16 protein-coding genes are annotated in these 24,258 nt (G+C 39.1%); 13 read left to right on the top strand and 3 right to left on the bottom strand.

Annotated elements, in window-relative coordinates:
• Positions 1-81: 81 nt before the first annotated feature.
• Entirely contained in the window at positions 82-2,499 is a 2,418-nt protein-coding gene (locus tag HWV58_RS09025) for an outer membrane beta-barrel family protein (protein ID WP_175633787.1), read from the bottom strand.
• A 258-nt stretch (positions 2,500-2,757) separates the two neighbouring features.
• On the opposite strand from HWV58_RS09025, the gene HWV58_RS09020 reads away from it, so the two are divergent.
• The 3 genes from HWV58_RS09020 to HWV58_RS09010 are packed head-to-tail and all read left to right on the top strand — an operon-like array spanning position 2,758 to position 5,915.
• Positions 2,758-3,906, top strand: a complete 1,149-nt coding sequence (locus HWV58_RS09020) for a DNA polymerase III subunit (RefSeq protein ID WP_175633786.1) — start codon at positions 2,758-2,760, stop codon at positions 3,904-3,906.
• 1 nt (position 3,907) lies between these two features.
• The gene (locus HWV58_RS09015) at positions 3,908-5,452 is read left to right on the top strand and encodes a PSP1 domain-containing protein (protein ID WP_175633785.1); all 1,545 of its coding nucleotides are present in this window, start codon (positions 3,908-3,910) and stop codon (positions 5,450-5,452) included.
• Positions 5,421-5,915, top strand: coding sequence for a gliding motility lipoprotein GldH (locus HWV58_RS09010; RefSeq protein WP_175633784.1), 495 nt, complete (start codon positions 5,421-5,423; stop codon positions 5,913-5,915). The genes HWV58_RS09015 and HWV58_RS09010 overlap by 32 nt, the downstream gene beginning before the upstream one ends.
• A 78-nt stretch (positions 5,916-5,993) precedes the next feature.
• Here the strand turns inward: HWV58_RS09010 and HWV58_RS09005 are convergent, their stop codons facing one another.
• Positions 5,994-6,212, bottom strand: a complete 219-nt coding sequence (locus HWV58_RS09005) for a PLD nuclease N-terminal domain-containing protein (protein ID WP_175633783.1) — start codon at positions 6,210-6,212, stop codon at positions 5,994-5,996.
• A gap of 128 nt (positions 6,213-6,340) precedes the next feature.
• Entirely contained in the window at positions 6,341-7,642 is a 1,302-nt protein-coding gene (locus HWV58_RS09000) for a UDP-N-acetylmuramoyl-tripeptide--D-alanyl-D-alanine ligase (RefSeq protein WP_175633782.1), read from the bottom strand.
• Positions 7,643-7,725: 83 nt separating this feature from the next.
• Here HWV58_RS09000 and HWV58_RS08995 point away from each other — a divergent pair, with 83 nt between their 5' ends.
• The 10 genes from HWV58_RS08995 to HWV58_RS08950 all read left to right on the top strand — a co-directional run bounded on the left by HWV58_RS08995 (position 7,726) and on the right by HWV58_RS08950 (position 23,541).
• Positions 7,726-10,221 (top strand): M14 metallopeptidase family protein, encoded by a 2,496-nt coding sequence (locus HWV58_RS08995; protein WP_175633781.1) that lies wholly within the window; start codon positions 7,726-7,728, stop codon positions 10,219-10,221.
• A 184-nt stretch (positions 10,222-10,405) separates the two neighbouring features.
• Positions 10,406-13,618 (top strand): SusC/RagA family TonB-linked outer membrane protein, encoded by a 3,213-nt coding sequence (locus tag HWV58_RS08990; protein ID WP_175633780.1) that lies wholly within the window; start codon positions 10,406-10,408, stop codon positions 13,616-13,618.
• A 12-nt stretch (positions 13,619-13,630) separates the two neighbouring features.
• Complete coding sequence (locus HWV58_RS08985) at positions 13,631-15,124, top strand: SusD/RagB family nutrient-binding outer membrane lipoprotein (RefSeq protein ID WP_175633779.1); 1,494 nt, start codon at positions 13,631-13,633, stop codon at positions 15,122-15,124.
• 24 nt (positions 15,125-15,148) lie between these two features.
• The gene (locus HWV58_RS08980; protein ID WP_175633778.1) at positions 15,149-15,637 is read left to right on the top strand and encodes a lipid-binding protein; all 489 of its coding nucleotides are present in this window, start codon (positions 15,149-15,151) and stop codon (positions 15,635-15,637) included.
• 512 nt (positions 15,638-16,149) lie between these two features.
• Positions 16,150-19,251 (top strand): SusC/RagA family TonB-linked outer membrane protein, encoded by a 3,102-nt coding sequence (locus tag HWV58_RS08975; protein ID WP_175633777.1) that lies wholly within the window; start codon positions 16,150-16,152, stop codon positions 19,249-19,251.
• A 13-nt stretch (positions 19,252-19,264) separates the two neighbouring features.
• Entirely contained in the window at positions 19,265-20,959 is a 1,695-nt protein-coding gene (locus HWV58_RS08970; RefSeq protein WP_175633776.1) for a SusD/RagB family nutrient-binding outer membrane lipoprotein, read from the top strand.
• Positions 20,960-20,970: 11 nt separating this feature from the next.
• Positions 20,971-21,915 carry a BT_3987 domain-containing protein gene (locus tag HWV58_RS08965; RefSeq protein ID WP_175633775.1) on the top strand — a complete coding sequence of 315 codons (945 nt, stop codon included), beginning with the start codon at positions 20,971-20,973 and terminating at the stop codon, positions 21,913-21,915.
• Positions 21,916-22,034: 119 nt separating this feature from the next.
• Entirely contained in the window at positions 22,035-22,721 is a 687-nt protein-coding gene (locus HWV58_RS08960; RefSeq protein WP_175633774.1) for a hypothetical protein, read from the top strand.
• Between the two features lie 204 nt (positions 22,722-22,925).
• Complete coding sequence (locus HWV58_RS08955) at positions 22,926-23,258, top strand: hypothetical protein (protein WP_175633773.1); 333 nt, start codon at positions 22,926-22,928, stop codon at positions 23,256-23,258.
• Positions 23,242-23,541: a hypothetical protein gene (locus HWV58_RS08950; RefSeq protein WP_175633772.1), complete on the top strand. Its 300-nt coding sequence runs from the start codon at positions 23,242-23,244 to the stop codon at positions 23,539-23,541. The genes HWV58_RS08955 and HWV58_RS08950 overlap by 17 nt, the downstream gene beginning before the upstream one ends.
• Positions 23,542-24,258 lie beyond the last annotated feature (717 nt).

Raw genomic sequence — 24,258 nt, 5'->3', positions numbered from 1 at the left:
TTAAATTGGTTAACTGGTTAATTGTGTTGTCGATGAAACTGAGAATTGAAAATTGAGAACTGTCAACTGAAAACCGCTCAACTAAGTCCCTGCCCTGTTAATTTCATCAGCTGCGCCTCCGGCCGATCTTTTAGCCGCCTTTAAAGGTTTGCCAAAGCGGTAAGTAAAGGCCAGGTTAACTACCCGGCTATCTCTGGTGAGGATAAAATATTCGCTTGCTGCAGGAAAATCGGTTAAGCCTTCCATGGCCTGGGTGTAAAAAATATCTCTGGCACTAAGTTTTAAGCTCCCCTTCCCTTTAAATAAGCTTTGCGACAGGCCTGCCGATAGTTGCCCAGTTGGGTATAATAGTTCCTGAAGATCGTTACGCGCCCTGGTAATATAGAAGCCCGAAATTTCGGCGCTTAAACCTTTGTTTATGGTAAACTGATTGTTTATGCTCGATTGCAGCTGGTTAACCGACGAAGCATAATTGACGTTTTGGTAACCCTTTAACTGCTTATAATTAAAAGTGCTTTGCGCATTTAACGACCACCAGCTAAATGGCGAAACCTGTAAAGAAACAGATAAGCCTAAATTGTGCATCCTGCCAACATTACCCTCTGTGTACACCAAAATATCGGTTCCTTCTGACAGGAAAAGCTGCGAGAAATAATTTTTGATTACGCTATATGATAAAGTTGTGGTTAAAAGTTGCTTAAACTGATGCGTTAATTCTAAATTCCAGCTGTACTGGGGTAAAAAGAAGGGATTGCCACGCTGGTAAGTGTACTTATTGATAATAAAAACGAAAGGATTTAATTTCTGATAGGCCGGTCGGTCGATCCTGCGGCCAGCAGTTAGGCTAAAAGTGTTGGCAGAATCTGCTGCATAGCTGATGTAACCCGACGGGAAAAGGTTGCTGTAATTTTTAGAAAATGCAGAATCCCTGCGGATGCTGTTCCCCAACTGGTTGGCATCGTAATGCGTGTTTTCGTAGCGTATGCCCGCCTGTGCATTAAATTTTCCAAACTTACTTTCAAAGGTGCTGTACAGCGCATTGATATCTTCCTTGTATAAAAAATGGTTGCTTTTGTTTAGGTCTTCGGAAAGATTGTTTCCGTCAAAAAGCTGGTAGGCTGCAATGTTATCGGTACTGATGCTGGATGATTTAAAACCCGATTCGAGTTTATGGTTTTTACCGAAACGGATAGTGTAATCGGCTTTGGCCGATAATATTTTCAGGTTTGATGGGATCTGCGCAACCGAGCCCTTAACGTATCCGCCGGCAGCCAGTAATTTATTAGTAAAAACCTGATCGTTAGTTATATCATATTTTAAGGCATCTAAATCAATGGCAAGATCTTGTGTTTTGCTTAAAACCTGCCTTAAATTTACATTAACAGCGCCGTTTTTGAGTTTGAAATTGGTTGTACTGTAAGTGCCGATGGCTGAGTCTATTTTGCCCGAATTGCCTTTCCAGGTGGCGATAGCCTCACTCCGGCCATTGCGTTTGCCTAAATTACCCGTTAAGGTTAAGCCAATGGTCGTTTTATCAGAAACATAATAATCGAGTCCTGTTTTTAACAAATGGCCACTGTTTTTTGACTGGAAAGAAGACGACTGATCTAAAAAGGGGCTAACCGAAACATTTGCCCCGAAATACTGTCGGAAAGCGTAAATATCGGTAAAGTTCTTACTTAAGTTAACACCATAATTGGCAAAGGTATTGATGCGGCCTTTGCGGTAATTAAGCAATAAACTGTTGTTGTTTTTATAGTATTTTCCTTGTCCGAAAGCAGTAATTATGGAGCCGTTAAAGCCTTCCTGTCCGTTCTTTTTGGTTTTAATGTTAATAATCCCAGCGTTTCCACTGGCATCGTATTTTGCTGAGGGGTTGGTAATCAGTTCGATCTGGTTTACCTGCGATGAACTCATGCTTCCCAGTAAATTGCTCAGCTCAGTTCCTGATAAAAAGGTTTGCTTATCGTCAATCAGTACCAGTACACCTGCTTTGCCTTGCAGGCTAATGCCTCCGTTCTTATCTACAATAACGCCCGGCGATTTCTCCAATACCTCTAACACCGTTGTGCCTGTGTTGGTAACAGCGACATCGATATTTACGATCGTTTTTCCCTGAATATGCTGAATAAATTGCTTTTTGCCCTGCACATTTACTTCACCCAAGCTTTTTTCGGCTACTGGCAGGTTGATGGTGATGGTTTTATTGGTAAAGGGCGATAAAAGTGAAACAGTTTTTTGTGTGCTATGCCCAATTGCACTTGCGCTAAAAAGGTAGGCTCCGGCTGCTGGCTCTGTAAAATTAGCAATGCCGTTTTTATCCGTTATGGCTGCCTTAATTAAAGTTTGGTTCGGTGCTGTAAGAAGTTGAACGGTGGCATTTTCTAAGCCCTGCCCTTTTTCGTTAAGCACAATAATTTTAATGGTCTTATCCTGGCCATGGCCGAAAACGGAATAAATGCTCAGGGCGAGCAGCAATATGTATTTAGAGAAAGTCATTTAGTTTAATCGTTAGTTGGATAAATATATTAATCTGTCTTAACAAATAGGATAATCTGCTAACAGATAAGAAATTAATCTAAAATTAAACTGGAAGGTGGCTTGGGAAATATGCAAAAAGCACTTTTCGCTAATGTTGAACCGATATTGTTACAACAGCGGATTTGAATGTCTTTACAATCTAAAAAAGAACGGTAGGAAAAGAAGATGAAGCCTACTAATGTAAGAATCTCATATCTATTTCTTATTTTGCACCAAATGCAGTTTAAAGAAATCATAGGACAGGAAAGAGTAAAGCAACAATTGGTGCAAACGGTTAAAGAAAACCGCATTAGCCATGCGCAGCTTTTTTTGTCGCCTGCGGGTTCTGGTGCTGTGCCACTGGCCATTGCCTATGCGCAATACATCAATTGTTTGGATAGAAGAGAAAATGATAGCTGCGGCGAATGTTCGAGTTGTAGAAAATACGAGCGGTTAATTCACCCCGATCTTCATTTTTCATATCCTTTCTTTGCTTCGGCCAGTGTAAAAACTGCTGTTGATGTATTGGACGAATGGCGGAATATGGTTTTAGGCGATCCTTATTTTGATATGGATATCTGGCGTTCTAAACTGGATGCAGCCAATAAACAAGCCAACATTAACATTGCCGAATGCCACGATATTATTAAAAAACTGAGTTTTAAAGCTTTTGAAGCCGAAACCAAGGTTTTAATTATGTGGCTGCCCGAATATCTGGATAAAGCAGGTAATGCTTTGTTAAAACTGATTGAAGAACCACCGGCGAATACGCTTTTCATTCTGATTGCCCAAAGTCAGGACCAGATTTTAACTACTATTCTATCAAGAACACAGATTGTTAAAATACCGAAACTTACAGCAGAAGAAGTTACGAGATATTTACTAAATACCAGCGGTTTAACCGAACATCAGGCTACCGATTATTCCTTTCTGGCCGATGGGAATTTAATTGAGGCCAAGGCATTGGCTGCCGATACGCAGAACGATAGCTCGGGTACATTTACCGCCTGGCTAAGAATGGGTTTTGGCAATAAAGTGCCTGATCTGATTAACTTTACCGATGAAGCCGCCAAATGGGGCCGCGAGAACCAAAAGAATTTTTTAAAGTACGGCGTAAATTATTTACGCGAGTGCTGTTTAATTTTAAGCGGTGCCGAAGAACTGGTGAAATTACCCCCCCTAACCTTCGAAACGGCAAAAAAACTAAGTATGCACGTGCTTACCTTGCCTATGGCAGAAGCTATAATTGGCGAACTGGAAAAGGCGCATTACCACATTGAAAGAAATGCAAACCCTAAAATTCTGTTTTTAGATGTATCTTTACAACTGGTAAAAATTATCAAGTTTAAAACGCTCCCTGCGGGGACTCAATATATATACAATTAATATGGGATGTGGAAGTTGTTCAACAGGTGGTGGTTGCACCCCTAATGGATGCAAGAGTAATGGCTCATGCGGCACCGGTGGTTGCCAGACAATGGAAGTACACGATTGGCTATCCAACCTGGATATGCCTGCTAATTATAAACCTTTTCAGGTTACCGAAATCAAATTTAAAGGCTCTCGTAAAGAATTTTTCTTAAACAGCGATAATATTTACCTGGAAATTGGCGAACTGGTTGCCGTTGAAGGACCAACCGGAGGTTTCGATGTGGGGCATGTTTCGCTTACTGGCGAACTCGTGCGTATACAGATGAAACGCCGCAAAACTTCAATCGATCAGGTAGTTAAGAAAATTTACCGTAAGGCTACCGAAGCAGATGTAGAGAAGTGGAATGCAGCAAAGGGAATGGAATGGGAAACCATGCACAAAGCCCGTAAGCTGGCATTAGATCTTCGTTTGCAAATGAAAATAAGCGATGTAGATTACCAGGCCGATAAAACCAAAGCAACGTTTTTTTATACTGCCGATGGTCGTGTAGATTTTCGTGAGCTGATTAAAAAAATGGCTGAAAGTTTCCGCATCAGGATCGAAATGCGCCAGATTGGGATGCGCCAGGAAGCCGGCCGTTTAGGCGGGATAGGTTCTTGTGGCCGCGAACTGTGCTGCTCTACCTGGTTAACCAATTTTAAAACGGTTTCTACCGCTGCGGCACGTTACCAAAACCTTTCGCTCAATACTTTAAAGCTGGCCGGCCAGTGCGGTAAGTTAAAATGTTGCTTAAACTACGAACTCGATACCTATTTAGATGCCTTAAAGGACATTCCGGATAGAATTGAGAATTTAGATACTGAGGCAGGTTATGCCCGCCACCAGAAAACCGATATTTTTAAAAAAATAATGTGGTTTAGTTATCAGGGCGATGAAAACTGGATTCCGGTTAAAGCGGCACGCGTAAAAGAAATTATGGCTTTAAACAAAGCCGGAAAAAAAGTACCAAACCTGAAAGAAGATGCGATCCAGATTGCAGCTCCGGTGGTGGTAGAGAAATCTTTCGATTATGAAAATGTGGTTGGTCAGGATAGTTTAACCCGTTTAGACGAGCGTTCGCGCGGTAAAAACAACCAGAACCGCAACAATAATCAGAAAAATAACCGCAACAACCAAAAAAACAACCGCGACAGAGTGCCTGCAGGCGAGAAAAGTGCGCAGCCAAACAATAAGCCTCAACCTCAACAGGGTGGCCAAAAGTCACAACAGGGCGGAAAACCACAGCAAAACCAAAAACAAAACGCTGCGCCTAAAGGTCAGGGGCAGCAGCAGGCTGTGCCTAAACCTGCGCATGTTAACGGCCCGAAGCCTCAAAACAATAAGCCTAAACAACAACAGCAACAAGCTCAGGGGCAAAAACCTGTTGTAAAAGCTGAAGGAAATGCTGTGCAGGGAGAAAAGCTAGAGCAAAGCAAAAATAAAAACAGAAATAATCGTAGGAAAAACAATAACCGTCGAAACAATAACAATGGTTCAGAAAATAAACCTGCTGCCGAATAAAATAAACCTGCTGGTTTTCGGTTTTTGTGTAATGGTATCGTTGTTGGCAGGCTGTACCAGTAGTAGTGTAATCGACAGTAATGTTGAGGTGGCCGATCGGCGCTGGACTTACCGTAACCACATTTCTACACCATTTGAGATTAAGGATTACACCAAAGGTTATAACATTTACTTCAAATTAAGGCATACTGCTGATTATAAGTATGCCAATATTTTTATCCTGGCGCACTTTAAAGACGGGAAGCAAAAGGTAACCAGACGCTACCAATACAAGTTAGCCAAAAATGATGGCGAATGGTTGGGAAGTGGATCTGGTAATCTGTTTAGCTATACCCTGCCTATGCTTACCAACTACCATTTTCCACGCAACGGAAAATTCGATATCGAAATTGAGCAGAACATGCGCGATAACCCACTGCTGGAAGTGAGCGATGTGGGCCTGGCTATTGAGCAAGCGCAATAACGACAAGTAGGGCGTAATTTTTTCTAAGACTTTCTTTGTACAAGGGTGATATTGACCTAAATAAATCTGTAATTTAAATTATTTGTCTTTATCAACAAGATGCGTGTTTTTTGCAAACAAAAAAATATATCTGCTATACACTAAATATGTAAGTGGGCCAATTAGTGGAATAAAAATAATCATCAAACTCCAGATGACTTTTGTTCCCTTAGTAGACTGATCTTTCATGAGATCCAGTAAAGCTCCTATCGGAAGTAGAAAAGCTATAAAAACCAAAAACAGATCAGTTAATTCCATAGATGAAGTTTATAAAAAATATCTGAAAACCATAAATCTATTCTGCTGGTAAATGAGCATATATCCACGTGTAAGTGTATTTATAGCTTCTTATTCGTTCAATAAACCATTTGGCAGAGATTAGCGATCTACAGATACGCAAGCAATTGCTCTAATTTCATTCCCCTCGATCCTTTTAGCAATACCAAATGATCCAGAACAGGATTTTGCTGTAAATAATCGGCCGCTTCTGCTGGTGTTTCGAAAAACAAGGCATTGGCCTCTTCTTTAAATGCGTAGAAGTATTTGCCGATAAAAATCAGCTGGTCTAATCCGCTTTCTTGTGCCTGGTTAACAATTAACTGGTGCTGAGTTGGAGATTCAGGGCCAAGCTCAAACATATCGCCTAAAATAGCTGTCTTTTTTGCGGCAGATAGAACAGCAATATTATTTAATGCAGCAGTCATACTGCTGGGATTGGCATTGTAAAAATCGCAGATTACCGTGTTTTTTTCAGTTTTAGTTAATTGCGAGCGGTTGTTTTTGGGTTGGTAGTTAGCTAAACCAGTATTAATTTCTTCAGGAATCATGTCAAAGAAATCGCCAATACAGATGGCCGCAAGTATGTTTTCGAAATTGTAACTGCCTGTTAAATTGGTTTTAACTGTAGATTCAGCTTCGTGGTTTGTCCATGCTACCTCAATAAAAGGATCACTGCTTTTTAGTGTTCCTTTAATCGTATTTCCGTTATCGGTGCCATAATAAATCAGCTTATTTAAGCCTGCATTAGCACTCATTTCGAGCAGATATGGATTATTCCGGTTGATGAAAGTGTAACCATTGTTTGCTTTCAGGTAAGCATAAAGCTCTGCTTTTCCTTTTTTTACGCCCTCAAAACCACCGAAGCCATCTAAATGAGCCATCCCAACATTGGTTATAATACCATGGGTGGGTTGGGCGATGGTGCAAAGCAGTTCAATTTCTTTCTGGTGGTTAGCGCCCATTTCTATCACGGCAATCTGCACATCGGCGGTAATCGCTAAGATAGATAGCGGCACACCAATGTGGTTATTGAGGTTGCCAAAAGTGGCAAAAGTTTTATAACGTTCGGCCAATACAGCATTTACCAGCTCTTTACTCGTGGTTTTTCCGTTACTGCCTGTTAAGCCGATAACAGGGATGTTGAGTTGCTTACGGTGATAACGGGCCAGATCCTGCAAGGTATTTAAAACATCATCTACCAATAAACACTGTGCATTTTCTGCATACTTTTCCTCATCAATTACAGCGTAGGCTGCTCCCTTTTCTATTGCCTGATGAGCAAATTCGTTCGCATTAAAAAGATCACCTTTCAAGGCAAAAAAGATACAACCGGGAGTAATGTTTCTCGTATCGGTAGAAATAACAGGGTTTTTAAGGTAATGGTCGTATAGCTTTTCGGTTGTGATCATGTGGTCGTAAAAAATGTGATGTAAAATTAAGCTTTAGCAACAACAAAAAACAAAATTAGTACATTAGGTAAAATTATTTTCGCATGAAAAGACTGTTAACGTTCTGCCTCATCTTGCTGAGCTCTGTTTTATGGGTACAGGCGCAGCTGAAAACCCCGGACGATTTTCTGGGTTACGAACTTGGCACGCACTTTACACCGCACCATAAAGTAGCCGATTTTTTCAGGCAGACTGCTGCGGCTTCTCCGAAAAACACTAAACTAATTGAATATGGCAAAACAAATGAAGGAAGGCCACTACTGGTAGGCATTGTTTCAACGCCTGAAAATATAAACCGGTTGGAACAAATCAGAAATAATAATTTAAAACTGACAGCCGGAACCAACAACAATGTTGATTTGACTAACCAGCCAGCCATACTTTGGTTAAGTTATAATGTACACGGCAACGAAGCAAGCTCTACCGAAACATCGATGAAGATGTTATACACGTTGGTATCGGGCACCAATAAGCCTGCTGCCGAATGGTTAAAAAACACTGTGGTGGTGATCGATCCCTGCCTAAATCCTGACGGACGTGATCGCTATGTGAATTATTTTAACAGTGTTGTTGGAAAAACACCTAATGCTGATCCTGCTTCTCGCGAGCACATTGAGCCCTGGCCGGGCGGCAGGCCAAATCATTATTATTTCGATTTAAACCGCGACTGGGCCTGGCAAACGCAAATAGAGAGCCAGCAAAGATTGGCTTTATACAACCTATGGATGCCTCAGGTGCATGTCGATTTTCACGAACAAAGCTACAATGAGCCCTATTATTTTGCGCCAGCGGCCGAGCCTGTTCACCAGGATATTACACCATGGCAAAAAAGCTTTCAGGTGGTAGTTGGGAAAAATAATGCCAAGTATTTCGATGCAGAAGGCTGGCAATATTTCACCAAAGAGCGTTTCGATTTACTTTACCCCTCTTATGGCGATACCTATCCGCTATACAACGGATCGATCGGGATGACCTATGAGCAAGGGGGCATCAGGGCGGGTTTATCGGTAGTAACCAACGATGGCGACACGTTAACCCTGAAAGACCGCATTGCCCACCATTTTACAACAGGAATGTCGACGGTTGAAATCACCGCTTTAAGCCACAATAAACTCTTAGAAGAATATAAGAAATACTTTCAGGAAGGGATTATCAGTGCGCCTGGTATTTACAAAAGCTATATCATTAAGGCAGGCAACCTGTCGCGCTTAAAAAAGCTGGCTGAGCTGTTAACTAAAAATAAAATAGAATTTGCTTTTGGGGGCGATAAACAAGGCCGTGGTTACGATTACGATACACAAAAAGAAGAGAATTTTTCGGTAGGCCGGAACGATTTAATTGTAAATGTGCTGCAATCTCGCGCAGTGCTGGCCAATGTGCTTTTAGAACCACATACCGTTGTAACCGATTCGAATACCTATGATATTACTGCCTGGGCGCTACCTTATGTGTTCGGATTAAAAGCTTATGCAAGTAAGGAAAATATCAAAGGCAAATTTTCTAGCCTCGATGAGCCTAGAATAGCAAGTAACGAGATCGATAAGCCACTGGCCTGGTTATTTAGCTGGGGTACGAGTGAAGACGCTCAGGTGTTAATTGCCTTGCAAAAAGAAAATATCAAAGTGAGGCAGGCCGATCAGCCGTTTTCGGTAAACGGCAAAGATTACCCCGCCGGGACCTTAATAATACTTAGGGCTGAAAATGAAAGGCTGATGAGGGGAGTAAAAGATAAGTTGGCTGCGATTGCACGGAAATTAGACAAGCCCATTCAGGCAGTTTCGAGCGGTTTTGTAGAAAAAGGCAAAGATTTCGGTTCTAATGTTTATCCATTATTAAAACAACCCAAAATAGCTGTTGTATCGGGCATGGAGGTTTCTTCGCTTGCTTTTGGCGAAGTTTGGTTTTATCTGGAACATAATTTAAATCTCTCACCCAGCATTATCAATGCTAAAGACATTAATAATTTAGATATCAATAAGGTAAATATCCTGATTCTGCCCGATGGCAGCTATGGCCCATATATAGGCGATGGTTTAACCGCCTGGTTAAATAAAGGCGGGAAACTGATTTTAATGGAAGATGCAGTTGAGAGTGTTTTGGATAAAAAGGGCTTTGATATTAAAAAGAGAGAAGCTGCGGTTAAGAAAGATGAAAAGCCGGATGCCAACAAACTTCTTTTTAAGGATAAAGACAGGGATGATTTCGAAACCACCATACCTGGTGCCATTTATAAAATTAACCTCGATGCTTCTCACCCATTTTCTTACGGGCTGGGCAAAACTTATTACAGCTTAAAAACAGATAGAAAAATATACGAACCATTTGCCAAGGGCTGGAACGTAGGCCTGGTTAACGAAAAAAGTTTAATGGCCGGTATAGTTGGTAAAAAAGCAAGAGAAGAACTCAAAAGTGGCTTGCTTATCGGCGTTCAGGATTTCGGTCGCGGGCAGGTAGTTTACCTGGCTAACGACCCCCTTTTCAGGAACTTTTGGGAGGGTGGGAAAACACTGCTAGGTAACGTTATTTTCTGTAGTTATTAACATACCCTATAAGTCAAAGTTGACCCCTAATTTTTTAGTTAACGAAAAAGTTACGCTTATAAAATCGGCCTTAGGGCGTGTTTAGGACAAGATTAGTTAAAAAACGTTAAAAATAATTTGCTTGAGGAATTAAGTAACTCTAATTTAGCGTATTATTTTTACACATTAACTAACCTATTCTACTATGAAAAAACTTTTACAGAGTTTGTTCATTCTCATGCTTTTTGCAATAAATGCAATGGCACAGGATCGAACAATCACAGGAACTGTTACGGCGCAAGATGACAAATTGCCCATTCCTGGAGTCAGCATCAAGGTACTGGGAACAACATTAGGAACATCGACGGATCCTAGTGGAAAGTACACATTAAAAGTTCCATCTACAGCAAAATCACTAGAGTTTTCGTCTATTGGTTTTACCACTCAAACTCGTGAGATTGGTACTCAAACCGTAATTAACGTAGTTCTATCTTCAGATTCAAAACAACTTGGAGAAGTTGTGGTAACTGCATTAGGGGTTTCGAGAGAAAAGAAAACCCTGGGTTACTCTTCTACACAGGTTGGAACTGAAGACATCAACAGAGGTGCCCCAACCAATGCAGTTGCAGGCTTACAAGGTAAGGTTGCCGGTGTTGATATATCTACTACATCGGGGTCTCCAGGTGGGTCGAGTAAAGTAATTTTAAGGGGGTTTTCATCTGTTGGAGGAAATAATCAGCCGCTTTATGTAATTGATGGAGTTCCGATTAACAATTCAAGGCCAGGTGGCACATCAGCAGAAGGTACAGTTGGAGACATTTCTGAGAATTACGATTTTGGAAATGGCGCAAACGATATCAATCCAAATGACATTGAAACAATCAGTATCCTCAAAGGTGCGGCGGCAAGTTCATTGTACGGTTCCAGAGCTTCGAATGGTGTAATCTTAATTACAACTAAAAAAGGTAAGGCAGGCGCCTTAAAAATTGATTTGAGCTCGGCAGCATCTTTTACAAATGTTGCTATTGTTCCAAGTATCCAGGATCAATATGGTCAAGGTTGGAGCAAGCAAAACTGGTTGGCTGAAAACGGAAGCTGGGGTCCAAAACTGGACGGTATGACAAGACCATGGGGTCCGATTATTAACGGCGATCAGGAAACAAAACCTTTTGTAGCTGTGAAGGATAATTTTCGCGACGCATTTGATACAGGGCAGGAATTTAACAACACTTTAGCACTAAGCGGTGGTAATGAAACATCCACGTTCCACCTTTCTTATGGCAACATCTACAGTGATGGTATTCTGCCAGGATCGAACGATATGTATAAGCGTAATAACTTATCATTAAATGGTTCAACCAAATATAAGGGGCTTACTGTAACTGCTTCTGCAAATTACGTAGGTAAAAATACAAGGGCTGTTCAAACCGGTCAGGCGGTATCTGGGATTGGATCTTCATTTTACGAAGATTTATTACAGATCCCTGTAGATTATCCGTTTACCAATTTTAAAGATTACAATAATAAATTCTACAATGTAGATAATTATTTTTCTCCTTTCGCGCAAAACCCATATTATTCTGTTTACGAAAATGGCTCACGTTTCAAAAGCGACCGTTTTTATGGAAACGTAGATGTTAAATTCAAAGCTACAGACTGGTTATCATTCCAGTTCCAACAAGGAGCCGATTTAACCAACAATGCAACTAAATTCTGGAATGCCAAAAACAATCCTGCAATTGGTAGCTGGGCTGGCGGCGGAAACGATGAAGGTGCGGTAAGGCAAGAAAGTGTTGGTAACGTAGTTGAGGGTGCTGAAAGATATTTCGAATATGATTCGAAATTCAATGCATTGTTTACTAAAAAATTCGGAACAGATTTCGATATCAATGCTTTAATTGGAGTTAACTATAACGACCGGGGTTACCGCTCATTATATACAGGCGTTGAAAATCTGGCCATCCCAGGTTTTTATCAGATTAACAATAGTGCAAACGATCCAACCAGTACAAGTGCTGAGAGTGAGAGAAGATTGTTTGGCGCCTATGCTTCTGCTACATTAGGCTATAAAAACTATGCTTTCTTAACATTAAATGCAAGAAATGACTGGAGTTCAACGCTTCCATCAAATAATAGAAGCTTCTTTTATCCTGGAGCAAACCTGGCTGTAGTTCTTTCTGATGCATGGGATTTATCTGCTGCTAAAATCAGCTTCCTTAAAGTTAGGGCTGCAGTTGGTCAAACTGGTAGTGATACTGATCCTTACCGTATTTTCAATACCTTATCGAGAACAAGTGCGGCGTTAGGTTTTGGTAACATTATCTTCCCGATTGCTGGCGTTCCTGGTTACTCGGTTTCTAACGTATTAAACAATCCGGATCTAAGACCTGAGATCAGTACTGAAACTGAGTTTGGCGGCGAGATCAGATTCTTTAATAACCGTTTAGGTTTAGATGTCTCTTACTATAATCGTGTAACTAAAGATCAGATTATCCCGGTTGTAACAGCACCATCGTCAGGTGTAACTTCGAGAGTAGTAAACTTTGGTAAGGTTCGTAACCGAGGTGTGGAGATCGCATTAACGGGTACACCTGTTAAAAATGAAAACTTTACCTGGGATATTGGCTATACGTTTACAAGAAACCGTAACCTGGTACTTGAGCTACCTGATGGCTTAGACAAATTAATTTTAAACACGGCTTATGATGCTCAGTTTGTAGCAAGAGTAGGTCAGCCATTAGGTGTTTTGGAAGCACCAGTTGCAAAATACGATCCACAAGGAAGAATCGTTGTTGGTAGTAATGGATTCCCATTGCTTGCTGATAACAATGAAAGCTATGGAACTTCGCAGCGCGATTTTATTATGGGGCTAACTAACTCTTTCAAATTTAAACAGTTTACTTTAGGCTTTACCTTAGATTATCGTAAAGGTGGTGTGTTTTATTCGGGAACAGCAGATTTGCTGAATTTCGTAGGTAACGACATCAAAACTTTGTACAATGATAGAAGAACGTTTATCATTCCTAATTCAGTAGTGCAGGTTAATAATCCTGGCGGTGGTGTAAGCTATGTAGAGAACACGACCCCTATTACTGAAGGAAATGTAAATGCTTTATATTATACTAACAATGGTAAAGCAGTTGCCTATCAGAATAGAATTTTAGATAAAACATTCTTAAAAGTAAGAGATATTACATTATCTTATTCATTGCCAAAATCGATTGCTCAAAAAATCAGAGCAGATAGGGCTACGCTTACTGTTTATGGACGTAACCTGATTACCTGGTTGCCTAGAGAAAACAGAACTATTGATCCAGAGGTTTCTAACTTTGGTAATGATTTAACCAGTGAGTTTGGGGAATTCAGAACAGGACCATCTGTTCGTAATGTTGGTATTTCTTTAAACTTAACCTTTTAATCGCATCTGAGTATGAAAAATATATTAAGAAAAACGCAAGTTTTAGCTTTTTCGACTTTGTTGATTATTGCGAGTTGTAAGAAGCTCGACATTAACCAAAGTCCTAATAATCCCCCTGTTGAATCTGCAACGGTTGAGACCTTGTTTCCCTCTGCGGTAATTTCAACAGTTTCCAGAACCGGAGGAGACTTATCAATCATTGGTGGTTTATGGTCTCAGTTTTGGACTCAAAACAGTAATTCAAGCCAATTCAGAACGGTTGATTCATACGATGTTCAGGCAACATCGAACTTTATTAATGGGCCATACTCTGAATTATTTGCAGGTGCTTTAACGGATTATCAATTGGGCATTAGCAAATCTGTAGCTGCTCAGGATTGGAGGTATAACCTCATGAATACTGTAATGAAAGCCTATACTTATGAAGTATTGGTTGATTTATTTGATAAAGTTCCTTATTCGGAAGCACTTAAAGCGGGAGGAAATCTTCAGCCTAAATTTGATGACGGTTATACCATTTATACCTCATTAATTGCTGAAATTAATGCAGCTTTAGCTAAAGATTATAAAACAGCACCACTTACAGATGCGCAAATTAAAACAGATTTTGTTTTTGGTAAGAAAGGAGCATCAGCAGATGTTATGGCTAGCTGGGAAAAGTTTGCTAATACATTAAAATTAAAAATGTATTTAAGGATGGTGAATGCCAAACCTGCAGAAGCACAGGCTGGTATATTGAAACTTTATCAGGATGGCGCTAAGTTTCTTGATGAAGATGCCAAGGTAGATATATTTACAGATGTACCGAATAAAAGTAACCCTTTTTATGAATATAATTTCAGAAGGTTAAATACCCCTGATAACTTAAAAGCAAGTGTTACATTTACCTCTTGGTTAAAGAAAAACCAAGATCCAAGAGCAGAAGTATATTTTGGTGAAGCCGATCCTATTTCCATTAATCAGGGAGATTATCTGGGCGCTGCTGCACACCCTGAATACAATAATGCAGTTAATGTTGTGGTAAATGCTACGGATGCTGTTCCGCTAATTTCAAAAGAAGAATCTTACTTTATGCAGGCAGAGGCTCGCCTACGTTATTTTGGAGGTGCAGGCGCAAAAGATCTTTATGATGCCGGCGTTTTGGCTGCATTTGCAAAACTTGGCTTAAATGGAGCTACTTTACTTGCAACAACTTATGCTTATCCGGCATCAGCTGATATAAATGTAAACCTTGAAGCAATTATTGTTCAGAAATGGGCCTCACTATTTGGCTCACATGCATTAGAAGCTTTCTTCGAACAAAACAGAACAGGCTACCCTAAGATCAGTGCGGTTTATTCGACAGATGCGGGCTATGCCCCAGGTCAGTTGGTTTACACGCCAAATGGAGTAACTGGTGCAGGCAATTTTCCAAGAAGATTTGTATATCCTGATTTTGAGAAAAGCAGAAACTCTAATACACCAGCGCAGGTTCCTATCTATACTAAAGTTTGGTGGGGTAAATAATTGGTTTAACAATAAATTGATATCATGAAAAAGATTAATATAATATTCATTTTTATTGCGCTTGTTACTGTTGCAATAAGTGCTTGTAAAAAAGATCCTGAACCGGGAGGTACCGCCGTTCAGGATATGGCTGGAGATTGGCACGTTAAAGTAAATGAGGCAGGTGCCTACTCTACTTTGTATACTTTCAATACTTCAGAGAATACACCTAACGTTATGTGGGTGCAGGCAGCAGGTTTAAAATCAGGTGCTGTAGTTTTGGCAATTAAAGGAAAAACCGGGGTAGATTATCCGAATAAGCTTTTTTCTGCCAATAATATTGCTAATATATCAACTGTTGCCGGCAAGCCAGCGACTTTTACTATTGCTAATGGAAAAATTATTCCTAATGGCACTAAAGGACCGGTTTCTAAAACTCCGACTGATTCTATTTACTTCGAACTGAATGTTAGTGGTACAGTTTATAAAGTGAGTGGTTATCATAAAACCGGATTTTTGGAAGATCTTCCATAATGAAGCGTATTATTTAATATTCTTCAACTATATCGTAACAAAAGGCCCTTTTTAGGGCCTTTTGTTGTTTAAGCTATTATCTACTTATGTGCTAAATTTCTAAAAATCATGAAGATGCTTTTCCTCTTGAATGGTGACATGCAACCAAATTTGTAAAGAATAGTTTTAGACTCACTAGCAAATAAAAACAGACAGCCTTCTGAATTTATTTCAGGAGGCTGTTTTGTTTTACGGTAAAAAGTTATTGTAAACAAGGTGTTAAATCGATCAGAAAACGGCGGTAGCATAGGAGAATTATTTAACAAAACTATAAAATATGTCTGCTTAATCATGCGAATTATTAAAACTAACATACTAGTTTTCATCTTTTTAGATGGGTTTCTGAGCTCTTAGAGTGTTTTATGACATTATTGTGTATAAAGTGTTAAAAATTGTTAAAATAAATTTGGTGTTAATCATAACTAACTCTATTTTAGCACTTAAATAATCATTAACTAACCTATTTTCAAATTATGAAAAAACTTCTACAAAGTTTGTTCATTCTTGTGCTGTGCGCATTCTCAGCGTTTGCCCAAGAAAGAACGGTTACTGGTACAGTTACAGCTCAGGAAGACGGACTACCGATCCCTGGTGTATCTGTTAAAGTTAAAGAGGTGCCAAACCTCGGTGCTCAAACAAGCGGTGACGGAAAGTTCACACTAAGAGTACCATCAAATGGAAAAACACTTGTGTTTTCTTATGTTGGATATGTAACTAAAGAAGTTGCAATCTCATCTGCAAGAATTTCAGTAGCCTTAGAATCAGACGCCAGGTCTTTAAATGAGGTTGTTGTAACAGCTGGAGGTTTAACAGCCACAAAAGCTCAGTTGGGTACTGCATCAACTACAGTTCGCGCAGAACAGTTAACACAGGCTAAGCAAACGAACGTTGCTTCTGCTCTTTCTGGTAAGGTAGCAGGTTTGCAGCTGAATGCAGTTAGTACGGGTGTTAACCCGAACTATCGTTTAGTTCTTCGTGGTAACAGATCGTTATTGGGTAATAACCAGGCGCTGGTTGTTGTAGATAACATCATTTCTCCTAACAGTATTTTAGGAAACCTCAACCCTGATGATATTGAAGATATCCAGGTATTAAATGGTGGTGGTGCAGCAGCACTTTATGGTTCTGAAGCATCTAACGGTGCCTTGATTATCACAACCAAAAAAGGTAAAAATGGTGTAACTACTTACAAAATTGGTCAAACTGCAAATGCTGAATGGATTAGTTTTTATCCAGGTTTGCAGAACAGCTTTGGTTCTGGTGCCGATTCTGATTTACAGATCTATACCGCGCATGAAAACCAACAGTATGGTCCTGCTTTTGATGGAACTGTTCGTCCAATTGGTGATCTTTTGGAAGACGGAAGTTTGCAAACAGCAGTATATTCTCCAAATAATTCTAAAAAAGAATTTTGGGATACTGGTTTAACTAACACTACAGATTTTTCAATGACTACTGGCGATGATAAATCTAAATACTATGTCTCTGCACAGTATGTAGATGTGGCTGGTACAACCCCAAAAGACAAATGGAACCGTTTTTCAGTACGTTTTAATGGTAGCCGTGATTTTGGTAAAGGTGTTAGCTTAGATTTCACTACTAACTATATCCAAAATCGTTACGATGTGACCACTGCAACTTCATCAATGTATGATCAGATTTTGCAAACTCCAGCGCAAATTATGTTAACTGATTATTCTGATTGGCAGAATAATAAATTTGCAAACCCTAATGGTTACTATAATGCTTATTATGCTAACCCTTACTTTACATTAGATAATCAACGTCAGGATGTTCGTAATGATTATTTGGCTGGTAACTTGGATTTGAAATATAAACCTTTAGAATGGTTAAGTTTCTTATACCGTGTAAACATTACTACTCAAAATTCATCTAATAAAAACTGGACAGATAAGTTCGTATTGTCAAATTATACTAAAAACCTAGGTTTATCTTCGTTGAAAAACAACGATATCCCAGGAAGTGTTTCTGATGGAGAATCTTTCTCAACTCAATTGTTAACGGAGTTCCAAGCTAAAGTAAACAAGAAATTAACTGAAGATATCAAGTTAGATTTTACTTTGGGAGCTTCACTAAGAAACAATACTGGAAAAAGCATTGGTGTTAATGCTACCGGTTTAACTTTCCAAGGTTTATTTAACATCGCTCACCGTACAGCTGCAAATATTGGTGGTTCTGAAAGCAATTCTACTGCTAGACAACAGGGTGTTTATGGCGATTTAAGATTGGGTTACAAAGACTTCTTATACTTACACGCAACAGCTCGTAACGATTGGTGGTCTACTTTACCAACACAAAACAGATCAATTTTCTACCCTGCTGTAGATGCATCATTTATTGTGAGCAATGCTATACCAGCTTTAAAAGACAGCAAATTTGTTAACTCTTTAAAAGTACGTGCTGGTTACAACGAAGTAGGTAACGTAAACTTAGGTGCTTATAACTTATTAACAACATTTAGCCAATCTGGTGGTTATCCATATAACAACATTCCTGGATACGGAATTGATTCTAGAGTTGTTAACCCTAACTTAAAAGCTGAAAGAACAAAAGGTTTTGAGGGTGGTTTTGATGCAGAGCTTTGGGATAACCGTATCTCTTTAAGTGTAACAGCTTATCACACCAGTACCACAGATCAAATCGTTCCAGTATCAATCAGTTCTGCTTCAGGTTTCTCTAGCTACTTAACCAACACAGGTGAAGTAACTAACTTCGGTTTAGAGAATACTTTAAATTTTGTTGCTTTCCGCAACAGTAACTGGCAAATTGATATCGGTGGTAACTATACTTATTACGATAACAAAGTAAAATCAATCAGTGATGCTGTAACTCGTTTAAACCTTTCAACAGGTGGCAGTGTGCAGGTTGTTGCAGAAGCTGGCCAAACTTATCCAATGTTAAGGGGTATCGATTATAGAAGAGATCCTCAAGGCCGTGTAATTGTTGATCCTCGTACTGGTTACCCATCAGCGACTGAAAGTGGTGTGATTTTAGGAAACTCAAGCCCTAAACATATTTTAGGTGCCAACTTAGCGGTAAGATATAAATCATTAAGATTAGCTGCTGTAGCTGAATACAGAGGCGGCTACATTGCGTATGCAGATGCAGGTAGTTTCGATTTCTCTGGTTCTGGTTTAAGAACTGTAGCTTACAACCGTGAGCGTTTTGTATTCCCTAATTCATCATACTTAAATTCTAGTGGTCAATATGTTGCAAATACATCTGTTACTGTAAGAGACGGCGGTGCTGGCTTCTGGCCATCATCGGCATACAATACAGGTATCGCAACCAACTATGCTTTTAACGGTGCTTACTGGAAAATCCGTGAGGTAAGTTTATCTTATGATATTCCTAAAAAATGGTTAGGTGACAGCAAAATTATTAAAGGAATTGTTGTAGCGGCCCAAGGTCGTAACCTATTCTTGTTTACACCAAAAGAAAATATTTTTACAGATCCTGATTATATGCTGGGTAACAATGCAATTGGTATCAGTACATTAAGCTACACACCTCCAACCCGATTTGTTGGTGGATCTGTTACGGTAACATTCTAATTGATAAATTAATATGAGAAAGATATTTAATATACTTATTGTGGGGGCGGTAATTTTGTCAAGTTCAGCTTGTAAAAAGTTTCTTGATGTAAACGAAAACCCAAACAATCCAACTACCGACAACCAGGTTAGCCCTACGTTGGTATTGCCACAAGCAATTGTAACATCTGCAGCGGCAATGAATAACTATGATAATGTTGGAGCATGGACAGCTGGCTACAAAGCAAACGCTGGTGGTTATGGCGGATGGGGTACTGTGTGGACTTACGATTTCACCACTGGTGATTATGCAAGTGTTTTCACAGGTACTTTCGATGCTATTAACCAATTGAATTACGTAATTGATAATTCAACTGCTAACGGGCCATTAAAATACCATTACGCAATGGCAAAAATTATGCGTAGCTTTTTATACCAAAAACTTGTTGATCAGTATGGTGATGTGCCTTATTCTGAAGTAGGTAAAGGTTTAAACAACTTGGCTCCAAAATATGATAAATTTTCTGATGTTTATCAGGCGGTTTTTGCTGATTTAACTTCTTCTATTGCTATTTTGAACACAGCTGCTGAGACCAGTACAATACCTGTGGCAGTCGGTCAAGACCCATTATTTGGTGGTAGTGCAGCCACATCGCTTACCAAATGGAAGCAATTTGCAAATACCATCAGGTTAAAAATGTTAGTGCGTGCTAGAAACGTAAGTGCATTAACTGCCTGGGTTAATACATCAAAAGCTTCTTTACCAACTGCATCGGCAGATTATTTAACTGATGATGCAATCGTTCAACCTGGTTACTCATCAAGTAACGCCAATCAATTTAACCCAAGATGGAGCGTTTATGCATGGAATAATGCAGGTACTTCGTTAACCAGTGGCTTGTCAAACGTACCAACTCCATGGATACTTTCATTCTATAATGGTGGTAAATTAGCAGATGATGTTCGTGGTCAAATGATTTATGCTTCTTACGGTACTACTGTAACCAATAATATCAGCGGTAACAACATTAGCTTTGTTGGGCCATCAACTAACCAATTGGGTTACGATACAGAGCCAGTAAAACGCGGTGTTGCGGGTTCTTATTGGTATAGTGGTAAGCCACGTGCTGCACGTGCAACAGGAACTACTGCAAATGCTGCAACTGATGTGGCTGGCGTGCTGAAAAGTGCAACTATGGGTACTGTGTTAATTTTAAGTGCAGAATCTTACTTCCTTCAGGCAGAAGCTGCACTTCCTAGTGTAAATATTGTTGCTGGTAATAGCGGAACATTGTTTGATAGTGGTATCTCAGCTTCTTATAATTACTTAGGAAAGAATTCTGCAGGAACTTATATCTGGGCAACTCCAGTTAACACTTTGGTTACTAATTATAAAGCAGCTAACGTAGGTAAAGCTACAGTTAATATTCCTGCTGCTGCAACTGATGAGCAAAAGCTAGAGGCAATTATTACCCAAAAATATATTGCGGTTAATATGATTACCAGCGAAGAAGGCTGGAATGAATACAGAAGAACTGGATATCCTAGAATTTTGAATGGTGCAACTGGTGCACTTGAAACTTTCGCATCAATTAAATCAGCAAAAGGTACAGCAGATAAACTTCCTAGTAGGATTCTTTATCCAGCGATTGAGTTCCAAGTAAACACAGAAAACGTGCCTAAAGGAATCACGACTACTACTCCAATATTTTACGCTAAACCTTTATAAAGCATAAAAAGATGAAAATATTTAAATTACTTATTCCGGCATTAGTGGTGACAACGATGTTGTCGTCATGCCTAAAGAATAAATTCGATCAAATGAACCCGGACAACAGTCCGAGTGTGGTTGAATTTGCAAATCCAAGCGCGCCTGCATCTGAGACACCCGGAGGGTCGGCTTTCACAGTTTTTCCGGTATCTTATGCCGTTGGAGCTGCTGTAGAAGCTACCTATGTTGTTCAATTGAGTGGGGCGAATCCAGCTTCACAGGATATTACCGTGAATATTGGTGTTAATCCTGCGGCAGTAGCCCAACTAAACGCTGAGAAATCTATCGTTGCATCTTATGTGCCTTACGTAGTATTGCCAAGCACGTTATATACCATTTCTACTCCAGTGGTTACTATTCCTGCTGGCCAAAGAAAAGCTACAGTAAAGGTTGTTTATAAAACAACCGACTTTAGCTTTACTACTAAATATGCTTTACCAATTTCTATCACTAGCACTAGTTTTGGCAGTGCGAGCTCAAATTTTGGCACTGTACTTTTAAATGTAACTGCAAAAAATCAGTGGGATGGTGTTTATGCCATGCAAACTGGAAGTGTCATTACCCGTTACACTGCTCCAGGCGTACCTGCAAACGATGCATTGAGTGGTAATATTTCAAGTAACTCTGACTTAACTTTAACAACGATTAACGGTACAACTGTTGAAATTGGTAATTTAAAGTGGGCTGGAAATGCTTCAGGAGTAGCCGGTATTGATAATCTTCAGATTGTAATTGATCCGGCAACAAACCTGGTTACTATGAAATCTTTAGGAACGCCTAATTTACGTAACACGCCTGGAAAGGATAATAAATACGATCCGGCAACTAAAACGTTCACATTGAATTTCGATTGGAATCAAACTACGACTCCAAGAGAGGCTACTGTTATCATTAAATATAAAAACGGTAGATAATCACTTCAAATAATTTTACAACCAGAAAAGGGAGCACTTAGCTCTCTTTTCTGGTTTATAACTGAATTGTTTTTAAAGTAATTGTTAAATTTGGTAAATTGAATTATAACTCTTTATTTATGAAGTATTTATTAGCTTGCCTGCTTAGCATTTCGGTGTTCTCATCAAATGCACAAAATCTCCGCCAACAAAAAATGGATCTTCCTGATGGCTCGAGATTAACCTATCAAACAATCAATAATCAGCTCAATGGAATTTATACTATTGAAAAGAATGGCTTGACTGTTTTGAGAGGTAATTATGTAAATGAGAAACGTGTTGGAAACTGGTATCTTTTTAATAAGGATAAGAGTCTTTTTGCAAGATATAATTACGATGCGAAGAAGCTTCTTTCAGTAGATGCTAAAATGTTGGCGCTGGCGACCATAAATGTTAAATCGGGAAATGATGAGATTAATAATAAAGCTTCCGTAAGCTTCCCTCTGATCTCTTTAGAACAATATTTCCCAATGGTAACCCGACTTGCAGAATCCACGGTTCCTTTAGATGATATCTACAAATTAGATCAAAATACAGTTTATATTACTGCAAAGGTTGATGATACGGGAAAGGCTGAGTATTTCGTAAACTATGAAGTTAAAGGGAAGAAACAGGAATATAGGTTAAAGGTGGATAAAGAACCTTTCTATGTGGATTGGGTAGTATCTTCATACGAGGGGAAAAAATATCCATCTGAATTTATTATTAAATCTAAACTTAATGCGCCTTCTCAGGACGGTAATCATAAGAGATTTAACTGGCTATAATTTGCAATAGTTACAAATATTAAGGGGGCTTGTTATCAATTGATAGTAAGCCCCCTTTTCTTCAGGGCTAAGGTTCCTTTTTGTATAATTATATTTTAATTACTATATCCTTTGTGATACGATATTATCTTATATAATATATTAGCATTATTTAACTTAAACCCTATTAATGAAAACACGGTCATCAAAACTAGCGGCAATGGTATGTCTAGTTGTAATCGGTTTTGCATCCTGCAAAAAGGAATCAAAAAAAAAGAAGAAACCCAAGCTGATTTTAAGCCAATTATCAATGTAATTAAGAACAGCGCATTAAACTACACGCCAGGCGATGCTCCGCCAAGTACAGGAGGAGATAATTGTACTCCAGTTTATCTAAATGGAAATGGAGAATACGCTACGGCTTATGGCGGAGGGATTACCTTTGGAACCACTTTTACACACCCTTTTAGTATGACAGCCCAGGAAAATGGCCTTCTATGGGGGCCTGCTGTTAGTCATTTTGCGAGTAGTAATAACCTTTTTGGGTTATACGCTTAGTGGGCCATATTTTACCGTTCAATTTGGTACTTTCGTTAATGGTGTTCCTGTAAATACTGGACAGGCAATGTCAGATTATTATGCAGATTTTGCGAAATATATCAATGGTGACCCATCTGTTGCAAGTCTTCCATCTTTTGGTACCTATGTTTCACAGTATGGAGTTTCTTCTGATGGTATTTTAACAATTACCGGAAAATTTATTCTGGATAGTGCTTCTCCCACATACGTAGCAATTACCGCTATAGGTAATGTTAATCAACCGCCGATTATGATCGATTAATATTAAGAAAGAAACAACATTAAGATTTGCAAGAGCCCGTATTATAAATTATAATCAGGCTCTTTTTTTATGTGAATCTTTACTTCTGCTTTTCCACATTTGTTTCCACTAAAACTGAAGACAATTCAAAAAACGAAATAGAAATTGATGCGTAAAACATTAATGATTTTGATAATCTTGTCTTATAAGCGCTTATTTATGAGGTAATTTTCTAATCTCATTTTAATGTAATTGTATTTTATTCGTGCGAATTCATTTTTTTTAAAATCCCAGGTTCCTTAACCATTTTATTCGTTTCTGGCTCAATACGGTATATTTTGCCCTGATTTCTATCCTCATATCTACATTTTCATGCCATTTATGACAGCGCTTTTCTATCTGTAAAATTTGCATTACACATTAGTTAGTTTTATATTGACAAATTATTGACCTAAAACTAAACTAATTCATGAAAAAACTCCAACCGGGGTTGTTCATATTGGTGTTCATTGCTACCGGAGCAATTATGCCATATTGTACAATCATTAGCCCAATTGCGGCCAGAGAAGACCCACGTCTATTTCATTAACAATTAATAATTCGACTATTAGGGGTGTAACATACATTTTGAGTAATATTTATATCATGTTTTATGGCTGATTAATTATGTGTCAGTAATAATAGTTGATAGTCGTTGTAAAATCATTCTCCCTAAAAAAACAGATAACAAACACTAAA

It is taken from the genome of Pedobacter ghigonis (assembly GCF_903166585.1).
In the GTDB taxonomy this organism is placed as follows: domain Bacteria; phylum Bacteroidota; class Bacteroidia; order Sphingobacteriales; family Sphingobacteriaceae; genus Pedobacter; species Pedobacter ghigonis.
Note: the sequence above shows the minus strand (reverse complement) of the source record. Positions and strands in the feature narration are given on the sequence as shown.